Below are 17060 nucleotides of genomic sequence, written 5' to 3'. Positions count from 1 at the left end.
GGGAGGGGTGGTCAAGCCGGCGAGGGGAGAAGTGGGCAACGACGACGGATTTCACGCCGCCTCGGCGCAGCGGCCCGCATGCGCATGCGCGGCTAACGTCCGCCACGCTAGGCTGCACGCTCTTTCACCCCACGAAGGAGTAGCGAGATGGCATTCAAGCGTACGGCCGAGGCGGTGTGGCGCGGCGACCTGCAGGGCGGAAAAGGCGCGCTTTCCACGCCCCAGAGCGGCTTGTTCACCGACCAGAACTACTCCTTCAAGACGCGCTTCGGCGACGAGAAGGGCACCAATCCCGAGGAGCTGCTGGCCGCCGCGCACGCGGGCTGCTTCTCGATGGCGCTGTCGGCGGTGATGACCAAGGCCGGCTCGCCACCCGACACTATCCAGACCCGCGCCGAAGTGACGATGGAACCGGGCATGGACCCGGGGCCGACGGTCACGGGCGTGAACCTGGTCGTCACGGGCAAGGCGTCGGGCGTGGACGAGGCGACCTTCCAGCAGTACGCCGAAGCGGCCAAGGCCGGCTGCGTCATCTCGCGCGCGCTGTCGGTGCCGGTGACCCTCCAGGCCTCGTTGCAGGGCTGATCGGGCTTGATGGCGACCAATGCGATCCGCCGCGCCGTGCTGGTGCACGGCGCAGGCGGAGGCGGCTGGGAATGGAACGTGTGGCGGCGGGTGTTCGCCGCGCTCGGCATCGAGGCGCAGGCGCTGGACCTCCAGCCGGCCGAAGATGGCCTCGAGGCCACCGGATTCGCCGATTACGCCGCGCAGGTGAGCGCCGCGCTCGAAGCGTCGCCGCGTCCGTGCGCGGTGGTCGGCGCGAGCCTCGGGGGCCTGCTCGCAATGGTGTGCGCCGATGCCGCCGACGCGCTGGTGCTGGTCAATCCGCTGCCACCCGCGCCCTGGGTCGAAGATCTTCCTTCACGCGAATGGCCCGACCTGGTGCCGTGGCAGCGGGACGCGCGCCTCGACTCGACCCGGCGCGCGCTGCCCGATTCGGATGAAGCCACCGCGCTGTTCGCCTTCCGGCGGTGGCGCGACGAGTCCGGCCTAGTGCTTCGCCAGGCGCATGCCGGCCTGCTGCTGGACGCGCCGGCCTGCCCGACGCTGTGCATCGCCTCGTCGCAGGACGAGGACGTCCCGCCCGAGGTGACGGCCGGACTCGCGCGCGCCTGGGACGCGGACCTGTTGCGTGTCGCTTCGCCGGGCCATGTCGGTCCGCTGCTCGGGCGCGGGGCAGCCGCGGTGGCGACACAGGCCGCGGCCTGGCTGACGGCGCGGCTGTCGGCACGGTAAATCCCCGTCGCGGCCGCACCCATGTGAAGGCGTGAATTCAGCACCCATTGCCCGCGGCGGCCGGACGATGCGCGCACGCCCTTCCGGCGCCGGAGCCTCCCCATGAATCGCCTGATCGTCGCTTCCCTCGCGCTGGCCGCCGCCGCGAGCGGTTCGGTGCACGCGCAGTCCTACCCGCAGTCGTATCCCCAGTACGGTTCGACCAGCAGCAGTGACTACGCGCGCGTGGTCCGCGTCGATCCCGTGTTCGACCGCTACGAAACCAGCGCGCCGCAGCAGCGCTGCTACGAGCGCCCGACCTACGTCGGCGGCGACGGCTATCGCAACGACGGCTATTACAGCGGCGGCGATCCGTACGGCGGAAGCTCCTATCCGTCGGGTACGCAGACCGGACGCACGGTCTCGACGATCGTCGGCACCATCGTCGGCGCCGCTGTCGGCAGCCAGATTGGTGGCGGAAGCGCGCGGTATGCGACGTCGGCAATCGGCTCCGTCGTCGGCGGCATGGCCGGCCGGCAGATCTACGACCAGAACCAGGCGCAGCGCGAACGCGTCGGCACCGTGCGCGTCTGCGATCCGGTGTATGAAGGCGACGGCTACTACTCCTCGCGCAACGGCAGCCGAAACGCGAGCGCGTACGACGTCACCTACGAGTACGCCGGTCGCACCTACACCACGCGCACGAGCTACGACCCGGGCGACCGCATCCGCGTGCGGGTGAACGTCACGCCGGAGTAATCGAGTTCCGTTTTAGCCCCGGGAAGCGAAGCGCACCCGGTTAGGACGTATGAAGCCCGGGTACGAGTCGTAACCCGGGCTATCAAACTGCAGGGAGCCTTCCTCAGGCCCAGTCGATCGTCCCGCGCACCACGTTGCACACCTGTCCGCCGGACCACACCTCGCCGTCCGCATCCACGCGCAACTGCAGGCGCGCATCGAAACCGACTTCGCGCCCCTGGCTCACCGTGTATCGACCGCCGGTGCCGGGCAGGGCGTCGTTGTGCTTGAGCCACGCCGCCAGCGTGGCGTTGGCCGCGCCCGAAGCGGCGTCCTCGAACCGAGCCGGCGCGCCGACGAATGCGCGCACGACCAGGTCGTAATCGTGGCCCGCGTCGGCGCGGGCGAAGGCGCACAGCCCCATCGTTTCGGTGGTCTCGGCCAGGTGCGCGATGGCGTCCCAGTCCGGCGTCGCGTCGCGCAGCGCACATTCGCTGGCGACTTCGGCCAGCCACCAGCGGCGTCCACCGTCCATCAGCGCCGGCGGCAACGCGCCCGGTTCCAGTGCGGCCAGCGCCGCCGTCAGGCGCGCATCGCCCGTTTCGGCAACCTCCACCACCCGCGCGCGCGGCGTGCGCACCGCGATCGTGCGCGTCGTTCCGCTGCCTTCGACCGACAGCGGAAGCGTTCCGGCCGCGCCTTCCTGCACGATCTGGCCGTCGACCAGTTCGGCCAGCCCCGCGTCGAGCACGACGTGCGCCGTGCCCACGCTCGGATGCCCTGCGAACGGCACTTCGCGTCGCGGACTGAACATGCGCACGCGATAGGCCGCGCCGGGCTGCGTGGGCGGGAAAACGAAGGTGGTTTCGGGCAAGCGCGTCCAGCGGGCGATGGCCTGCATGCGGGCGTCGTCCAGGCCCTGGGCGTCCAGCACGACGGCCAGCGGATTGCCGGCACCAGGCCGGTTGGCGAACACATCCAGTTGCAGGTAGCGGCGAAGCGTCATTCGGCGGGGGTCCGAGTGGAATATTCGACTAGAATCGCGGAGTTTACGGTGCGACATCCGCCCATGCAGGCGCGGCGCGCCATTCTAGTTTCCGTGACGGCCCCGCGCCGGCATGGTTTCGGCGGCAACCACATTCCATCCCATCATCACCAGACACCAAAACCTCATCAAAGGAACCGTTGCAGTGGCGGAAGCGAATCGCTGGGTAGTACTCAAGTTCGGCGGCACCTCGGTGTCCCGCCGGAACCGTTGGGACACCATCGGACGCCTCGCCGGAAAACGCATGGCCGATGAGGGCGTCCGCGTGCTGGTCGTGGTCTCCGCGCTGTCGGGCGTGACCAACGAGCTGCAGGCGATCGCCAATGGTGACGACGTCGACGCACGCATCGCCGCGCTGATCGAACGCCATCGCGCGTTCTGTGGCGAACTCGACCTGGACGCCGACACCGTGCTCGGCGAGCGCCTCGCCGCGTTGCAGGCGCTCGGCACCGACGCGCGCGTAGCGATGCGTCCGCTCGACTGGCAGGCCGAAGTGCTCGCGCAGGGCGAACTGCTCTCGTCCACGCTCGGCGCCGCGTATCTGCGGTCGCAGGGCCTGGATTTCGGCTGGTGCGATGCACGCGACTGGCTCGATGCGGTGTCGCTGCCCAACGCCAGCGCGTGGTCGCAGCGGTTGTCGGTGAATTGCCGGCTCGACGGCGACGGTTTCGGCGAGCGTTTCTCCACGCAGCCGACGCGCGCGCTGATCACGCAGGGTTTCATCTCGCGCCATGGCGACGGCGGCACGGCGATCCTCGGCCGCGGCGGTTCGGATACGTCGGCCGCATACTTCGGCGCGTTGCTGAAAGCGCAGCGCGTCGAGATCTGGACCGACGTCCCCGGCATGTTCAGCGCCAACCCGCGCGACGTGCCAGAAGCGCGCCTGCTCACGCGGCTGCATTACGCCGAAGCGCAGGAAATCGCGACGACCGGCGCGAAGGTGCTGCATCCGCGATCGATCGCACCCTGCCGCGACGCCGGCGTGCCGATGGCGATCCTCGATACCGAACGCCCCGAACTGCCGGGCACGCGTATCGACGCGACCGCCGCGACGGTGCCGGGCGTGAAGGCGATCAGCCGCCGCAACGGCATCGTGCTGGTGTCGATGGAAAGCATCGGCATGTGGCAGCAGGTCGGCTTCCTCGCCGACGTGTTCGAACGCTTCAAGCGTCACGGTCTGTCGATCGACCTGATCGGTTCGTCGGAGACCAACGTCACCGTGTCGCTGGATCCCAGCGAGAACCTGGTCACGACGAACGTGCTCGAGGCGCTGAGCGCGGACCTCGCTGAAATCTGCCGCGTGAAGGTCATCGCGCCGTGCGCGGCGATCACGCTGGTCGGTCGCGGCATGCGTTCGTTGCTGCATAGGCTGAGCGACATCTGGGCGACGTTCGGCCGCCAGCATGTGCACCTGATCTCGCAGTCGTCGAACGACCTCAACCTCACCTTCGTCATCGACGAAGCCGATGCCGAAGGCCTGCTGCCGCACCTGCACGCCGAACTCATCCGCTCGCGCGCGATGCCCGTGCGCGATGCGACGGTGTTCGGCCCGAGCTGGCGCGAGATCGCCTTCGGCGCGCCGCAGCGTGCGCCAGCGTGGTGGCGCGGTCGCCGCGAGCAGCTGCTTTCGCTCGCCGCGCAGGGCACGCCGCGTTATGTCTACGACCTGGCGACGGTGCGCGATCGCGCGCGTTCGCTCAGCGCGACCAGTGCGGTGGATCGCTGCTTCTACGCGATCAAGGCCAATCCGCATCCGGAGATCCTGCGCACGCTGGTCGGCGAGGGTTTCGGGCTGGAATGCGTATCGCAGGGCGAGTTCGACCATGTGTTCGCAACGTTGCCGCACATCACGCCCAGCCGCGTGCTGTTCACGCCGAGCTTCGCGCCGCGTCGCGAATACGAGGCGGCGTTCGAGCGCGGCATCATCGTCACGCTCGACAACATCGAAGCGCTGCAGCGCTGGCCGGACGTGTTCCGTAATCGCACGATCTGGCTGCGCATCGACCTCGGCCATGGCGAAGGGCATCACGAGAAGGTCAAGACCGGCGGCGTCGCGGCGAAGTTCGGCCTGCCGATGACGCGCTTCGATGCGTTCGTCGAAGAGGCGCGCAAGCTCGGCATCCGCATCAGCGGCCTGCACGCGCACCTGGGCAGCGGCATCGAGGATCCGCAGCACTGGCGCGGCGTCTACGCGCACCTGGCCGGCTTGGCCGATGGCATCGGCACGATCGAGACCATCGACATCGGCGGCGGTTTGCCGATTCCGTACACGCCCGAAGCGCCGCAGTTCGACCTGCCGCTGTGGCGCGCGGGGCTGGAGGAGATCAAGGCCGCGTATCCGCGTTACGGCTTGGTCATCGAGCCGGGTCGCTACCTCGTCGCCGAAAGCGGCGCGCTGCTGCTGACCACGACGCAGGTCGTCGAGAAGGACGGCGTGCGCCGCGTCGGTTGCGACGGCGGCATGAACGCACTGATGCGGCCGGCGATGTACGAGGCCTATCACGGCATCTTCAACCTGTCGCGCGATGGCAACACCGCGGTGTTCGACGTGGTCGGTCCGATCTGCGAAAGCAGCGACGTGATCGGCCGCGGCCGCGCGCTGCCGGCCGATACCGCCGAGGGCGACGTGATCCTGGTCGCCGACGCCGGCGCATACGGCATGGCGATGGCCAACACCTACAACCTGCGGGCCCTTCCGGCCGAGGAAGCAATCGAATGAGTGAGTGGAAATTCAACCGCGACGCCATCGGCGCGTTCCGTTTCGTGCGCTGCGGATTCGACGCGGACACGGGCGTCGCGCAGCTGGTGTACGCCTTCGACGACGGCCCGGAAATGATCGAGACGATCACCGTGCCGGGCGCGCCGTTCGCGCTCGATGCCGAGCGTTCGGCCGCCGCCGAACGCGCGCTGCGCCTGTTGCATCTCATCGCCGGCGTGAGCTACTACAAGGCCGCGGTGCCGTCGCAGATCCGCATCGACTCGTACGCGATCGATGCCGACACCGCCGCGCTGCTGGAGCTGATCTACGTCAACGGCCTGGGCGAGTTCGCTTATCGCAATGGCCTGAACCTGCACGGGAAGATCCAGTTCCCGGTCGCGGAGCAGGACGATGCGACGGCGCCGAAACTCGGCCTGCGCGAACACGCACTCGTCGCTATCGGCGGCGGCAAGGACTCGCTGGTCAGCATCGAAGCGCTGCGCACGCTGGGCGTCGAACAGACGGTGACGTGGATCGGCGGCTCGCAGCTGATCCGCGCGTGCGCCGAACGCACGGGCCTGCCGACGCTCAACCTCGGCCGCGCGCTGGCGCCGCAGCTGTTCGACTACAACCGCGAAGGTGCGTGGAACGGCCACATTCCGGTGACGGTGCTGAACTCCGCGATCATGGTCTTCGCCGCCGTGCTGCTGGGCGTGGACCAGGTGGTGTTCTCGAACGAGCGCTCGGCCAGCTACGGCAGCGTCATCGAAGGCACGGGCGAAGTGAACCACCAGTGGTCGAAGGGCTGGGAGTGCGAGCGCGCATTCGGCGAATACGTGCAGCGCCACGTCGCCGAGGACCTGCACTACTACTCGCTGCTGCGGCCGCTCAGCGAGCTCGCCGTCGCGCGCCAGTTCGCGAAGACCGACCGCTACGACGCGCACTTCAGCAGCTGCAACCGCAACTTCCATATTCTCGGCGAGCGTCCGGCGAGTCGCTGGTGCGGCGTGTGCCCGAAGTGCCACTTCGTGTTCCTCGCGCTCGCGCCGTTCATGCCTAAGCCGCGCCTGATGGGCATCTTTGGCCGCAACCTGCTCGACGATCCGGCGCAGATCCCCGGCTTCGACGCACTGCTGGAATACCAGAACCACAAGCCGTTCGAATGCGTGGGCGAAGGGCGCGAATCGCGTGCGGCGATGGCCGCGCTGGCCGACCGTCCGGAATGGCGCGAGGACGCGCTGGTCGACCGCTTCGCGCACGAGATCCGCCCGCAGCTGGACGCGCAGGAACTCGGTATCGAACCGCTGCTTGTGATCGACGACGAACACCGCATCCCGGCCTCGCTGTGGGAACGCCTGCGTGCGCAGTTCGCCGCCTGACATCGCATCGCTCGAGGGCCGCAGGGTCGCGCTCTGGGGCTGGGGGCGCGAAGGGCGCGCGGCGTATCGCGCGATTCGCGCGCGGCTGCCGTCGCTGCCGCTGACGCTGTTCTGCTCGGCGGCCGAAGCCGCCGAAGCGGCCGCGATGAACGACGCGAGCCTCGTCACCGAAACCGAGGCGTCCGCAGCGCGGCTGTCGGCGTTCGACGTCGTGGTGAAGTCGCCGGGCATCAGTCCGTACAAGCCCGAAGCCGTCGCCGCGGCGGAGCAGGGCACGCGCTTTATCGGCGGTACGGCGTTGTGGTTTGCGGAACACGCCGGTGCCGACGGCGTCGCCGCGGACACCATCTGCGTCACCGGCACGAAGGGCAAGAGCACGACGACGGCGCTGCTCGCACACTTGCTGCGCGCCGGCGGCCATGTCACCGCGCTCGCCGGCAACATTGGCCTGCCGCTGCTGGAAGCGCTCGAGCCGGACATCGCGCCGGAATTCTGGGCGATCGAATTGTCGAGCTACCAGACGGGCGATGTCGCGCAGAGTGGCGTGCGACCGGAGATCGCGGTCGTCCTCAACATCTTCCCCGAGCATCTCGACTGGCATGGATCGCACGAGCGGTACGTCGAGGACAAGCTGAAGCTTGTCACGCAGGCGCAGCCGCGCATCGCCGTGCTCAACGAGAACGATCCGCGGCTCGCGCAGCTCGGCCCGACGTTGAGCGCAAGCGACGTCCGATGGTTCGGACATCGCGATGGCTGGCACCTGCGCGAGGACGACCTGTATCGCGGCGAGGCGTTCGTCATGGACACGCGCGCGCTGCCACTGCCGGGTCGCCACAATCGCGGGAACCTGTGCGCGGTGCTGACGGCCATCGAGGCACTGGGCCTGGATGCGGTGCCGCTTGCGCCGCACGCCGCGAGTTTCCGGCCGCTGCCGCATCGCCTGCAGACGATCGGCACGCGCGATGGCATTACCTACGTCAACGATTCCATCAGCACGACGCCGCATGCGAGTCTCGCGGCGCTGGACTGCTTCGCGTCGCGCCGTGTCGCGATCCTCGTCGGCGGACACGATCGCGGCCTGCCGTGGGAAGACTTCGCCGACGCGATGCGCACGCATGCGCCGGTGGCAATCGTCACGATGGGCCAGAACGGGCCACGCATCCACGCGTTGCTGCAGCCGGTCGCGGCGCCGGCGGATTTCGTGCTTGGTGCAGCGGTCAATCTGGCCGACGCGATGGCGCACGCGCGCGAGGCGCTGGGCGGGGAGGGCGTCGTGCTGCTGTCGCCCGGCGCGCCGAGTTTCGGTGCCTATCGCGATTACGTGGCGCGCGGGCGCCACTTCGCTGAACTGGCGGGATTCGATCCGGAGATGATCAGCACGATCCCGGGGCTCGGCATCGCCTGAGTTCGTTGATTGGCGCGAGCATTCGCCTCACGCGAATCGATCCGCTCGCGCACTACGCGCGGCGGAGGCTCCGCAACTGGCGACGCAGGTCGTCCACCTGCGAGGCGCTGGCGAACCAGCGTTCGGCAACATCTCGAACATGTTGTCAGAGTGGTACAGCAGGAACGTGCGATCGTCTTCCCGGTACTTGAGGTAATCCGTCCACGCGCGCCTAGCTTCGCCCTGCGAGCTGCTGGCGCGTACTCCCTCGTCGTCCCATTCGTACACGAACGAATGGGTAAACGCCTTCGTCTGGCGATGGAGGCGTCGCACCTTGAACGGGACGTACAGGTGCCATGTGAGGGAGTGCGCGACCAACCCGCCGACGGCCCCGCACAACAGCATGATTCCTTCGCGCGCCACGCCGAGCGTCCACAGAAGCACTCCACCGCTCAGCAGCGCCGCAATACCGCCGCCATAAAGCCACCCGCGCATGCGTGCGCCGTGGAGACGCTGCGCGTGCAAATAGTCTTCTGCGGTGATGCTGCCCTGCGCGGAGCGCATAGGCTCAGTGGTCACGACTGACCGCATAACGCGCCAGCCCGCGCAGTGCGAGCGTGTAGTCGTTCTCGTCCAGGCCATCGAGCGCGTGCTCGGCGGCCTGCGCGTACTCCTGCGCGCGACGACGGCTGTAATCGAGGCCGCCGGTGGCGTGGATCGCCGCCAGCACGTCGGGCATCGCCCCGGTGTCGCCGTGTTCGACCGCGTGGCGCAGTCGCGCGCGCGTGGCCTCGTCGCTGTGCGCGATCGCGTGGATGAGCGGCAGCGTCGCCTTGCCTTCGGCGAGGTCGTCGCCGAGGTTCTTGCCGAGCGTCGCGGCGTCGGAGGCGTAGTCGAGCACGTCGTCGGCGATCTGGAACGCGTAGCCGAGGTTCATGCCGTAGTTGTGCAACGCGTCGCACGTGGTTTCGTCCGCGTCGGCCAGCAGCGCACCCAGGCGCGTTGCGGCGGCGAACAGCACGGCGGTCTTGCGTTCGATCACGCGCAGGTAGGCGGCTTCGTCGGTGTCGGGGTTGCGCACGTGCAGCAGCTGCAATACCTCGCCTTCGGCGATGCGGTTGGTCGTGTCGGCCAGGATCTGCATGACGGCCATGCGTTCCAGCTCGACCATCAGCTGGAAGCTGCGCGAGTACAGGAAATCGCCGACCAGCACGCTGGCCGCGTTGCCCCACACCGCGTTGGCCGTCTTGCGACCGCGGCGCAGGTCGGATTCGTCGACGACGTCGTCGTGCAGCAGCGTCGCGGTGTGGATGAACTCCACCACCGCGGCCAGCTGGTGCGCGTGCTCGCCGACACCGCGCCCGTCGGTGCCGCCCAGTGCTCCGTTCGCAAGCAACAGCAGCATCGGCCGCAGGCGCTTGCCGCCAGCGCCGACGATGTACTCGGCGACCTGGTTGATCAGCACCACGTCCGAAGCCAGCCGGCGCCGGATCAGCGCGTCCACCGCCGCCATGTCCTGACGGGCCAGGGCCTGGATGGCGGCCAGGTCGGGGACAGCTGGGGTCGACGTCGGACTGGGTGGCATGGGCGAACCGCGTGGGAGGGGCTCTGGATTATACGGGCGCATTCGCGGCGAGGATTTTTCGGACAGTTCCGATGGTCCCGTCCGGTGGCGGGTTCCAACCTGTGGTTTCGATTCCCGCATCGCCACCGCCACCGGAATGCCCATGAGCAAACGACACAATGCCGCCGACGACGCGATATCCCCGGTGGCGGTTCCGCACTGGCCAGGGGTGCGGCACGTCGACGTGATCGAGCGCAGCCTGCGCGGCCTCAGCGGCGCGCGTCGCGAGGCGCTGCTAGACGCCGTGGCGGGGGCGCTTGATCGTTATCTCGCCGGGGCGACGCGTCGTGTCGGATCCGCGTGCCAGGACCTCGATATGGAGCTTGACGAAGTGCTGCGGCATCTCGGACCGCCGCGCTCGTCGGCCATCGGCGGAGCGAACGTCTGATGGCCGGCCGCCCCATCCGGCGCAAGAGCCAGGAGAAGCTCCTCGCACGCGAGGCGCTGGCCATGCCCGTGGCCGCGAACGACGATCCGGCCTCGTTCGAACTGCTGCGGCTCTGGGCGGTCGACCGCAGCCTCGCGATGAGCGTGTGCCCGGCCATCGAGGGCGAACCCTCGGATTTCGGCGCCTTGCTGGCCGACCTGTTCAGCCACGCCTGCGAGCGGTATGCCCTACGCACGGGGGAGCCGGAATCCGACATCCGGGCCAGCATGTTCCTCGCCTTCGCCTGCCGCTTCGGCGACCTGACGCGCATGTGATTCCCCACGGCCGCGTCCCGGTTTCGCCTCGGTGGCGGACGACGGGCGGCTGTTATGATGCTTCCCCTGCCGGCACGCCCGCATCGCGCTTTCGTGCCCGGCCTCCAGACGAAGCACACATAAAAGGGGAAGGCACTCCCATGGCACGCGGCATCAACAAGGTGATCCTGGTCGGCAACCTGGGCGACGATCCCGAAACCAAGTACACCCAGGGCGGCATGGCCGTCACCAAGGCCCGCCTGGCGACGACCAGCGTGCGCAAGGACCGCGACGGCAACACCCAGGAGCGCACCGAATGGCACCGGGTGACCTTCTTCGGAAAGCTCGGCGAGATCGCCGGCGAATACCTGCGCAAGGGTAGCCAGGTCTACGTCGAAGGCTCGATCCGCTACGACAAGTACACCGGCCAAGACGGCGTCGAGCGCTATTCCACCGACATCATCGCCGACGAGATGCAGATGCTCGGCGGTCGTGCGGGCGGCGAAGGTGGCGGCGGTAGCCGCAGTGAATACCGCGGCGGTGGCGCTGGCGGTGGCGAGCGTTCGTCGCGTCCGCCGGCGCGCCAGGAATCGGCCCCGCGTCGCGAGGCGCCGCCGGCCAAGTCGAGCAGCTTCAACGACGACTTCGCGGACGACGACATTCCGTTCTGAGCCACCTCGTTTTTCGCGCTTTTGGGATTTGAAAGGAGTTTCAGTGGCTACGTGGATAGTGACAGGCGGCGCCGGCTTCATCGGCGGCAACTTCGTGCTGGATGCGGTCCAGCGCAACATCAAGGTCGTGAACCTCGACGCGCTCACGTACGCGGGCAACGTCGATACGCTTGCGTCGCTGGAGAACGATCCGCGGCATGTGTTCGTCCACGGCGATATCGGTGATGCCGCGCTCGTCGAGCGACTGCTGAAGGAGCATCGCCCCGACGCCGTGATCAATTTCGCGGCGGAGAGCCACGTCGACCGGTCGATCGACGGTCCGGCGGCGTTCGTCCAGACGAACGTCGTGGGAACGCTCAGCCTGCTGGAGAAGACGCGCGACTACTGGAAGTCGCTCGATGCCGCCGGCCGCGATGCCTTCCGCTTCCTGCACGTATCGACGGATGAGGTTTACGGCACGCTCGGCGAGACCGGCAAGTTCACCGAGGAAACACCGTACGCACCGAATTCGCCGTACTCGGCGTCCAAGGCGGCGTCGGATCATCTGGTGCGCGCGTTCCACCACACCTATGGCTTGCCGGTGCTGACGACGAACTGCTCGAACAATTACGGGCAGTACCAGTTCCCCGAAAAGCTCATTCCGCTGATCATCGCCCGCGCGTTGGCCGGCGAGCCGCTGCCGGTGTACGGCGATGGCCGTAACGTGCGTGACTGGCTCTACGTCGGCGATCACTGCGCGGCGATCCGCCGCGTCCTGGAAGCCGGTCGCATCGGCGAGACCTACAACGTCGGTGGTGATGCCGAGCGCCAGAACCTCGAGGTCGTGCAGACGATCTGCCGCCTGCTGGACGAGCGGCAGCCGCTTGCCGACGGCCGCGCGCGCGAGTCCCTGATCACCTTCGTCGCCGATCGCCCCGGACACGATCGCCGTTACGCCATCGACGCCTCCAAGCTCAAGGGCGAACTGGGATGGGCACCGACGGTGACCTTCGAACAGGGAATCGCCCTCACCGTGGACTGGTACCTCCAGAACCAGCCGTGGGTGAAGCGCGTGTTGGACGGCAGCTATCGACTCGAGCGCATCGGACAAGGCTAAGGAAGGCACATGGACCGTAAAGGCATCATCCTGGCGGGTGGTAGCGGCACGCGCCTCTACCCCATCACCAAGGGCATCAGCAAACAGCTGCTGCCGGTGTACGACAAGCCGATGATCTACTACCCGCTGAGCGTGCTGATGCTCGCGGGCATCCGCGAAGTCCTGGTCATCAACACGCCGCACGAGCAGGTCCTGTTCAAGGCGCTGCTTGGCGATGGTTCGCAGTGGGGCATGCGCATCGAGTACGCCGTGCAACCCAGTCCGGACGGGCTTGCGCAGGCGTACCTGATCGGGCGCGAGTTCCTCGCGGGCGGACCGAGCTGCCTGGTGCTCGGCGACAACATCTTCCACGGTCCGGGCCTGACGGCGATGCTCAGGCGTGCCGACGAACGACCGTCGGGCGCGACGGTCTTCGGCTACTGGGTGCGGGACCCGGAGCGTTACGGCGTCGCCGAGTTCGATGCATCCGGAAAAGTCGTTGGCCTGGAGGAAAAGCCGTCAGTCCCGCGTTCCAACTACGCGGTCACCGGCCTGTATTTCTACGACGGACGTGCGAGCGACTTCGCCGCCGAACTGAAGCCTTCTCCGCGCGGCGAACTCGAAATCACCGATCTCAACCGCCGTTACCTCGACGAAGGCTCGCTGCACCTCGAGCAGCTCGGCCGCGGTTACGCGTGGCTGGACACGGGCACGCACCAGTCGCTGCTGGAGGCGTCGAACTACATCGAAACCATCGAGGCGCGGCAGGGGCTGCGCGTCTGCTGTCCTGAGGAAATTGCCTGGAATAATGGCTGGATCACGGCCGGGCAGCTCAACGAACTCGCGCGCCCGCTCGCGAAGAATGGTTACGGCGAGTACCTGATGAGCCTGGCCGAACGGGGGCCGGTGCCGTGAAGATCATCGAGACCGATCTGCCGGGTTGCGTCGTGATCGAGCCGCGCGTATTCGGTGACGACCGCGGCTTCTTCTTCGAGTCGTTCAACCTCGACAAGCTCGGCGATGCCGGGATCAAGCCGACGTTCGTGCAGGGCAACGTGTCCTCGTCGCGTCGCGGCGTGCTGCGTGGCCTGCATTACCAGTGGCCCAAGCCGCAGGGCAAATACGTGTCGGTGGTCGAGGGCGAGGTGTGGGACGTGGCGGTGGACATCCGACGCGGATCGCCGACGTTCGGCCGCTGGACCGCGGTGCTGCTCAATGCCGAAAACAAGCGCCACTTCTGGATTCCCGAAGGCTTCGCGCACGGCTTCGTGACGCTTAGCGAGCGCGCCGTGTTCACGTACCTGTGTACCGAAACCTACGACGCGTCGGCTGATGCCGCCGTTCGCTGGAACGACGCGACGCTGGGCATCGACTGGCCCATGTCCGATGTGACCCTGTCCGACAAGGACGCGCGCGCGCCGTTCCTGGACGAGATCCCGGAAGACCGCATGCCTGTGTACGTCCCATGAGGCAGGCGTCGTGAAGCTGCTGCTGGTAGGCGCGAACGGACAGGTTGGCGATGCGCTTCGGCGCAGTCTCGCTCCGCTGGGCGAAGTGATCGCGACGACGCGAAACGGGCGCCTCGACGATGAGACGAGCTGCGAAGCGCTCGACCTCGGCGATCTGGACGCCATCGCGTCGCTGGTTGCGCGCGTGCAGCCCGACGCGATCGTCAACGCCGCGGCCTACACCGCGGTCGATCGTGCCGAGGACGACGTCGAGGCCGCTTTCCGCATCAACGCCCTGGCGCCGGGCCGCCTCGCGGAAGCCGCCGTCGCATGTGGCGCGTCGCTGGTTCATTACTCGACCGACTACGTGTTCGACGGCCGCGGTTCGCGTCCCTATCGCGACGACGACACGACCCACCCGCTGGGCGTGTACGGGCGCAGCAAGCTCGACGGCGAACTTGCGATCGCCGGTAGCGGTGCACGACATCTGATCCTTCGGACCGCTTGGGTGTACGGCCTGCACGGTCACAACTTCCTGCGCACGATGCTGCGTGTCGGCGCCGAGCGCGATGAGCTGCGCGTCGTCGCCGACCAGCATGGCTGTCCGACGCCTGCATGGCTCATCGCCGATGTGACGGCGGCCGTGCTGCGCAAGGGTATTGCCGCGTCTGGCGTCCGCCATCTCGTCGCCAGCGGTGAGACCACTTGGCACGGCTTCGCCGAGGCGATCTTCGATGAAGCGTCGGAGCGTGGCCTGATTGCCCGCCGTCCGACCGTAACCCCCATCGCCACCGCCGATTACCCTACCCGCGCGGTCCGCCCCGCGTATTCGGTGCTCGATACCACGCGTCTGCGCGACGAATACGCCCTGGAGTTGCCGCACTGGCGCGACGCGCTGGCACGAACGCTGGTCTGACGCTCTACGCGTCCCACCCGCTCGTCCGGCGCTGCCTCGCGCGGTAGTCTTGTGTCGTCGTCTGGCGGGGAGCCCGGCGACCTACACTAGGGAAGGGGACAATGAAGAAGCTTCTGCTTGCCGCCGCTTTCGCGGCGCTGTCGTCCAATGCCGTCGCGGGCGGCGTCGACGTGTCGGCCTACGTCCGCAGGGACCAGTTCACCGATCTGAAGATCTCGCCAGGGGGACAGTACCTGGCCGCGACGATTCCGATGGAGGATCGAAGCGTCCTGGCCGTGATCGAACGCGGCACGAACAAACTCACCGGCACGTTCAAGATGCCGCGTGACAATTACATCGCCGATTTCGAATGGGTGGGCCCGGAGCGCGTGGTGCTGAGCGCTGCCGAGAAGTTCGGCTCGCTCGACGAGCCGCAGCTTACCGGCGAACTGTTCGCGATGAACGCCGATGGCGGCAAGGCCGAGATGCTGGTCGGGTACCGCACGCAGGACGGCGGGCTGGGCACCACGATCAAGCCGAAGAAGGGCAACGACCGCATCTGGGCATACCTGATCCCGACGCCGGTCGGCGACGGCCGTTCGGCACTGATTTCGGCGCAACCGTACTCGGACGATCCGCATTCGAGCGCCGAGCGCATCGATGCCTTCACCGGCCGGATGAAGCGCGTGGCGATCGCACCGATGCGCAACGCCCGTTTTGCCGCAGACAACCAGGGCGTGGTGCGTTTCACTTGGGGCTCCAACTCCGACAACATCCGCCACCTCTACTACCGCACGGGCGATGGCGCCGAGTGGGACCTGCTGACCATCGAAAAGGAAGGCCTGTTCGAGGTGCCGATCGGCTTTTCGGCCGACGACCAGACGGTGTTTCTGCAGGTCGAGCAGGCGCGCGGCCCCGATGCGATCATCGCGATGGACCTGGCTACCCGGAAGCGCACGCAGGTCCTGCGCGACGAGAAGGCAGACCCGTCGCGCATCATCTACCGCAACAACACCCGCGTGCCGATCGGCGCCTACTTCGCCGACGGCCGTCCGCATTCGGCCTTCTTCGACAAGGAGGCGCCCGAGGCGCGCCTGCAGAAGAGCCTGGAAGCCGCGTTCGCGGGACAGGGCGTGGTGATCACGTCGCAGACGAACGACGGCGCGCTTGCGCTGGTGCAGGTCTTCAGCGACCAGAACCCGGGCGATTTCTACCTCTTCGATACGCAAGCGAAGAAGGCCGCGCACGTGCTCGCCAAGCGCGAGTGGTTCGATCCTGAGAAGCAGGCCACCGCGAAGCCGATCGAATTCAAGGCGCGCGACGGGATGATGCTCCACGGCTTCCTCACCACGCCCAACGGCAGCAACGGCAGGAACCTTCCGCTGGTGGTGATGCCGCATGGCGGCCCGATCGACGTGCAGGATTACTGGGGCTTCGATTCGGACGCGCAACTGCTTTCGGCGGCGGGCTATGCGGTGTTGCAGCTCAACTATCGCGGCTCGTCCGGCTACGGCAAGGCCTACATCAGCGCCGGGGCGAAAGAGTGGGGCGGAAGGATGCAGGACGATCTCACCGATGCCACGCGCTGGGCCATCGCCGAAGGCGTCGCCGACAAGGGCCGCATCTGCCTGTACGGCGCCAGCTATGGCGGCTATGCGTCCCTGATGGGCGTGGCGAAGGAGCCTGATCTCTACAAGTGCGCCGCCGGCTACGTCGGCGTGTACGACCTGCCGAAGATGATCGCCGACGACACCCGCGACAGCCGCCGTTCGGGTAACTGGCTGCGCGAATGGGTAGGCGATCCGGCCAAGCTTGGCGACGTCTCGCCGAACCGTCTGGCCGAGCGCATCAAGGTCCCGGTGTTCCTCGCCGCGGGTGGCAAGGATCGCGTTGCGCCGATCGAGCACAGCCGCATGATGGAATCGGCGCTGCGCAAGGCGGGCGTTCCGGTCGAAACGCTCTATTACGACACCGAAGCGCACGGCTTCTACACCGAGGAACACAGGCAGGAGTTCTACACTCGCCTGCTCGCGTTCCTCTCGCGCAGCCTCGGCGGTTCGCTGGCGGCGACGGGCAGCGCAGGGGATGCGAAGGCCGCGAAGTAGTCGTCAAACACATGAAAGCGGCGCCTCCGGGCGCCGTTTTCA

General features: G+C 67.7%; 17 protein-coding genes. 14 read left to right on the top strand and 3 right to left on the bottom strand.

The window, feature by feature from the left end; all coding sequences use genetic code 11:
• Positions 1-147: 147 nt before the first annotated feature.
• From GOY17_RS14370 to GOY17_RS14360, 3 genes are all read left to right on the top strand, one after another.
• Positions 148-585 carry an OsmC family protein gene (locus tag GOY17_RS14370; protein WP_157030910.1) on the top strand — a complete coding sequence of 146 codons (438 nt, stop codon included), beginning with the start codon at positions 148-150 and terminating at the stop codon, positions 583-585.
• 9 nt (positions 586-594) lie between these two features.
• Complete coding sequence (locus GOY17_RS14365) at positions 595-1296, top strand: alpha/beta fold hydrolase (protein ID WP_157030909.1); 702 nt, start codon at positions 595-597, stop codon at positions 1294-1296.
• Between the two features lie 102 nt (positions 1297-1398).
• On the top strand, positions 1399-2034 hold the full coding sequence (locus tag GOY17_RS14360; RefSeq protein WP_115842498.1) for a glycine zipper 2TM domain-containing protein: 636 nt from the start codon (positions 1399-1401) through the stop codon (positions 2032-2034).
• Between the two features lie 103 nt (positions 2035-2137).
• On the opposite strand, the gene GOY17_RS14355 is transcribed toward GOY17_RS14360, so the two are convergent.
• Positions 2138-3019, bottom strand: a complete 882-nt coding sequence (locus GOY17_RS14355; RefSeq protein ID WP_157030908.1) for a PhzF family protein — start codon at positions 3017-3019, stop codon at positions 2138-2140.
• Between the two features lie 184 nt (positions 3020-3203).
• On the opposite strand from GOY17_RS14355, the gene GOY17_RS14350 reads away from it, so the two are divergent.
• The 3 genes from GOY17_RS14350 to murD are packed head-to-tail and all read left to right on the top strand — an operon-like array spanning position 3204 to position 8540.
• Complete coding sequence (locus GOY17_RS14350) at positions 3204-5777, top strand: bifunctional aspartate kinase/diaminopimelate decarboxylase (RefSeq protein ID WP_232338436.1); 2574 nt, start codon at positions 3204-3206, stop codon at positions 5775-5777.
• Positions 5774-7135, top strand: a complete 1362-nt coding sequence (gene murL / locus GOY17_RS14345) for a UDP-N-acetyl-alpha-D-muramoyl-L-alanyl-L-glutamate epimerase (protein ID WP_157030906.1) — start codon at positions 5774-5776, stop codon at positions 7133-7135. Before GOY17_RS14350 ends, murL begins: the two co-directional genes overlap by 4 nt.
• A complete protein-coding gene (gene murD, locus GOY17_RS14340) occupies positions 7116-8540 on the top strand; it encodes a UDP-N-acetylmuramoyl-L-alanine--D-glutamate ligase (protein WP_232338435.1) in 1425 nt (474 codons plus the stop codon). The genes murL and murD overlap by 20 nt, the downstream gene beginning before the upstream one ends.
• A 27-nt stretch (positions 8541-8567) precedes the next feature.
• On the opposite strand, the gene GOY17_RS14335 is transcribed toward murD, so the two are convergent.
• Together GOY17_RS14335 and GOY17_RS14330 are read right to left on the bottom strand one after the other, a co-directional pair.
• Positions 8568-9098: a YcxB family protein gene (locus tag GOY17_RS14335; protein ID WP_198173698.1), complete on the bottom strand. Its 531-nt coding sequence runs from the start codon at positions 9096-9098 to the stop codon at positions 8568-8570.
• A complete protein-coding gene (locus GOY17_RS14330; RefSeq protein WP_157030904.1) occupies positions 9088-10104 on the bottom strand; it encodes a polyprenyl synthetase family protein in 1017 nt (338 codons plus the stop codon). Before GOY17_RS14330 ends, GOY17_RS14335 begins: the two co-directional genes overlap by 11 nt.
• 142 nt (positions 10105-10246) lie before the next feature.
• Between GOY17_RS14330 and GOY17_RS14325 the strand changes: the two genes are divergently transcribed.
• From GOY17_RS14325 to GOY17_RS14290, 8 genes are all read left to right on the top strand, one after another.
• On the top strand, positions 10247-10531 hold the full coding sequence (locus GOY17_RS14325) for a hypothetical protein (RefSeq protein WP_157030903.1): 285 nt from the start codon (positions 10247-10249) through the stop codon (positions 10529-10531).
• Complete coding sequence (locus GOY17_RS14320; protein WP_157030902.1) at positions 10531-10845, top strand: DUF5076 domain-containing protein; 315 nt, start codon at positions 10531-10533, stop codon at positions 10843-10845. The genes GOY17_RS14325 and GOY17_RS14320 overlap by 1 nt, the downstream gene beginning before the upstream one ends.
• Before the next feature lie 140 nt (positions 10846-10985).
• Complete coding sequence (gene ssb / locus GOY17_RS14315) at positions 10986-11495, top strand: single-stranded DNA-binding protein (RefSeq protein ID WP_157030901.1); 510 nt, start codon at positions 10986-10988, stop codon at positions 11493-11495.
• Between the two features lie 43 nt (positions 11496-11538).
• Positions 11539-12591: a dTDP-glucose 4,6-dehydratase gene (gene rfbB, locus GOY17_RS14310; RefSeq protein WP_115842490.1), complete on the top strand. Its 1053-nt coding sequence runs from the start codon at positions 11539-11541 to the stop codon at positions 12589-12591.
• A 9-nt stretch (positions 12592-12600) separates the two neighbouring features.
• Positions 12601-13485 carry a glucose-1-phosphate thymidylyltransferase RfbA gene (rfbA, locus tag GOY17_RS14305; RefSeq protein ID WP_157030900.1) on the top strand — a complete coding sequence of 295 codons (885 nt, stop codon included), beginning with the start codon at positions 12601-12603 and terminating at the stop codon, positions 13483-13485.
• Complete coding sequence (rfbC, locus tag GOY17_RS14300) at positions 13482-14039, top strand: dTDP-4-dehydrorhamnose 3,5-epimerase (RefSeq protein WP_157030899.1); 558 nt, start codon at positions 13482-13484, stop codon at positions 14037-14039. The genes rfbA and rfbC overlap by 4 nt, the downstream gene beginning before the upstream one ends.
• A 10-nt stretch (positions 14040-14049) precedes the next feature.
• Positions 14050-14934, top strand: coding sequence for a dTDP-4-dehydrorhamnose reductase (gene rfbD / locus GOY17_RS14295; protein WP_157030898.1), 885 nt, complete (start codon positions 14050-14052; stop codon positions 14932-14934).
• A 101-nt stretch (positions 14935-15035) separates the two neighbouring features.
• Positions 15036-17018 (top strand): alpha/beta hydrolase family protein, encoded by a 1983-nt coding sequence (locus GOY17_RS14290; RefSeq protein WP_157030897.1) that lies wholly within the window; start codon positions 15036-15038, stop codon positions 17016-17018.
• Positions 17019-17060: the final 42 nt, after the last annotated feature.

Origin of the sequence: Lysobacter soli (genome assembly GCF_009755585.1) — a bacterium.
Classification (GTDB): domain Bacteria; phylum Pseudomonadota; class Gammaproteobacteria; order Xanthomonadales; family Xanthomonadaceae; genus Lysobacter_J; species Lysobacter_J soli.
This window is presented reverse-complemented; position numbering and strand designations above follow the sequence as displayed.

Bases quoted from the DNA above. Each gene is read 5' to 3' on its own strand.
- GOY17_RS14370 (WP_157030910.1), top strand. From the start codon at position 148: ATGGCATTCAAGCGTACGGCCGAGGCGGTGTGGCGCGGCGACCTGCAG.
- GOY17_RS14365 (WP_157030909.1), top strand. From the start codon at position 595: ATGGCGACCAATGCGATCCGCCGCGCCGTGCTGGTGCACGGCGCAGGC.
- GOY17_RS14360 (WP_115842498.1), top strand. From the start codon at position 1,399: ATGAATCGCCTGATCGTCGCTTCCCTCGCGCTGGCCGCCGCCGCGAGC.
- GOY17_RS14355 (WP_157030908.1), bottom strand. From the start codon at position 3,019: ATGACGCTTCGCCGCTACCTGCAACTGGATGTGTTCGCCAACCGGCCT.
- murL (WP_157030906.1), top strand. From the start codon at position 5,774: ATGAGTGAGTGGAAATTCAACCGCGACGCCATCGGCGCGTTCCGTTTC.
- GOY17_RS14330 (WP_157030904.1), bottom strand. From the start codon at position 10,104: ATGCCACCCAGTCCGACGTCGACCCCAGCTGTCCCCGACCTGGCCGCC.
- GOY17_RS14325 (WP_157030903.1), top strand. From the start codon at position 10,247: ATGAGCAAACGACACAATGCCGCCGACGACGCGATATCCCCGGTGGCG.
- GOY17_RS14320 (WP_157030902.1), top strand. From the start codon at position 10,531: ATGGCCGGCCGCCCCATCCGGCGCAAGAGCCAGGAGAAGCTCCTCGCA.
- ssb (WP_157030901.1), top strand. From the start codon at position 10,986: ATGGCACGCGGCATCAACAAGGTGATCCTGGTCGGCAACCTGGGCGAC.
- rfbA (WP_157030900.1), top strand. From the start codon at position 12,601: ATGGACCGTAAAGGCATCATCCTGGCGGGTGGTAGCGGCACGCGCCTC.
- GOY17_RS14290 (WP_157030897.1), top strand. From the start codon at position 15,036: ATGAAGAAGCTTCTGCTTGCCGCCGCTTTCGCGGCGCTGTCGTCCAAT.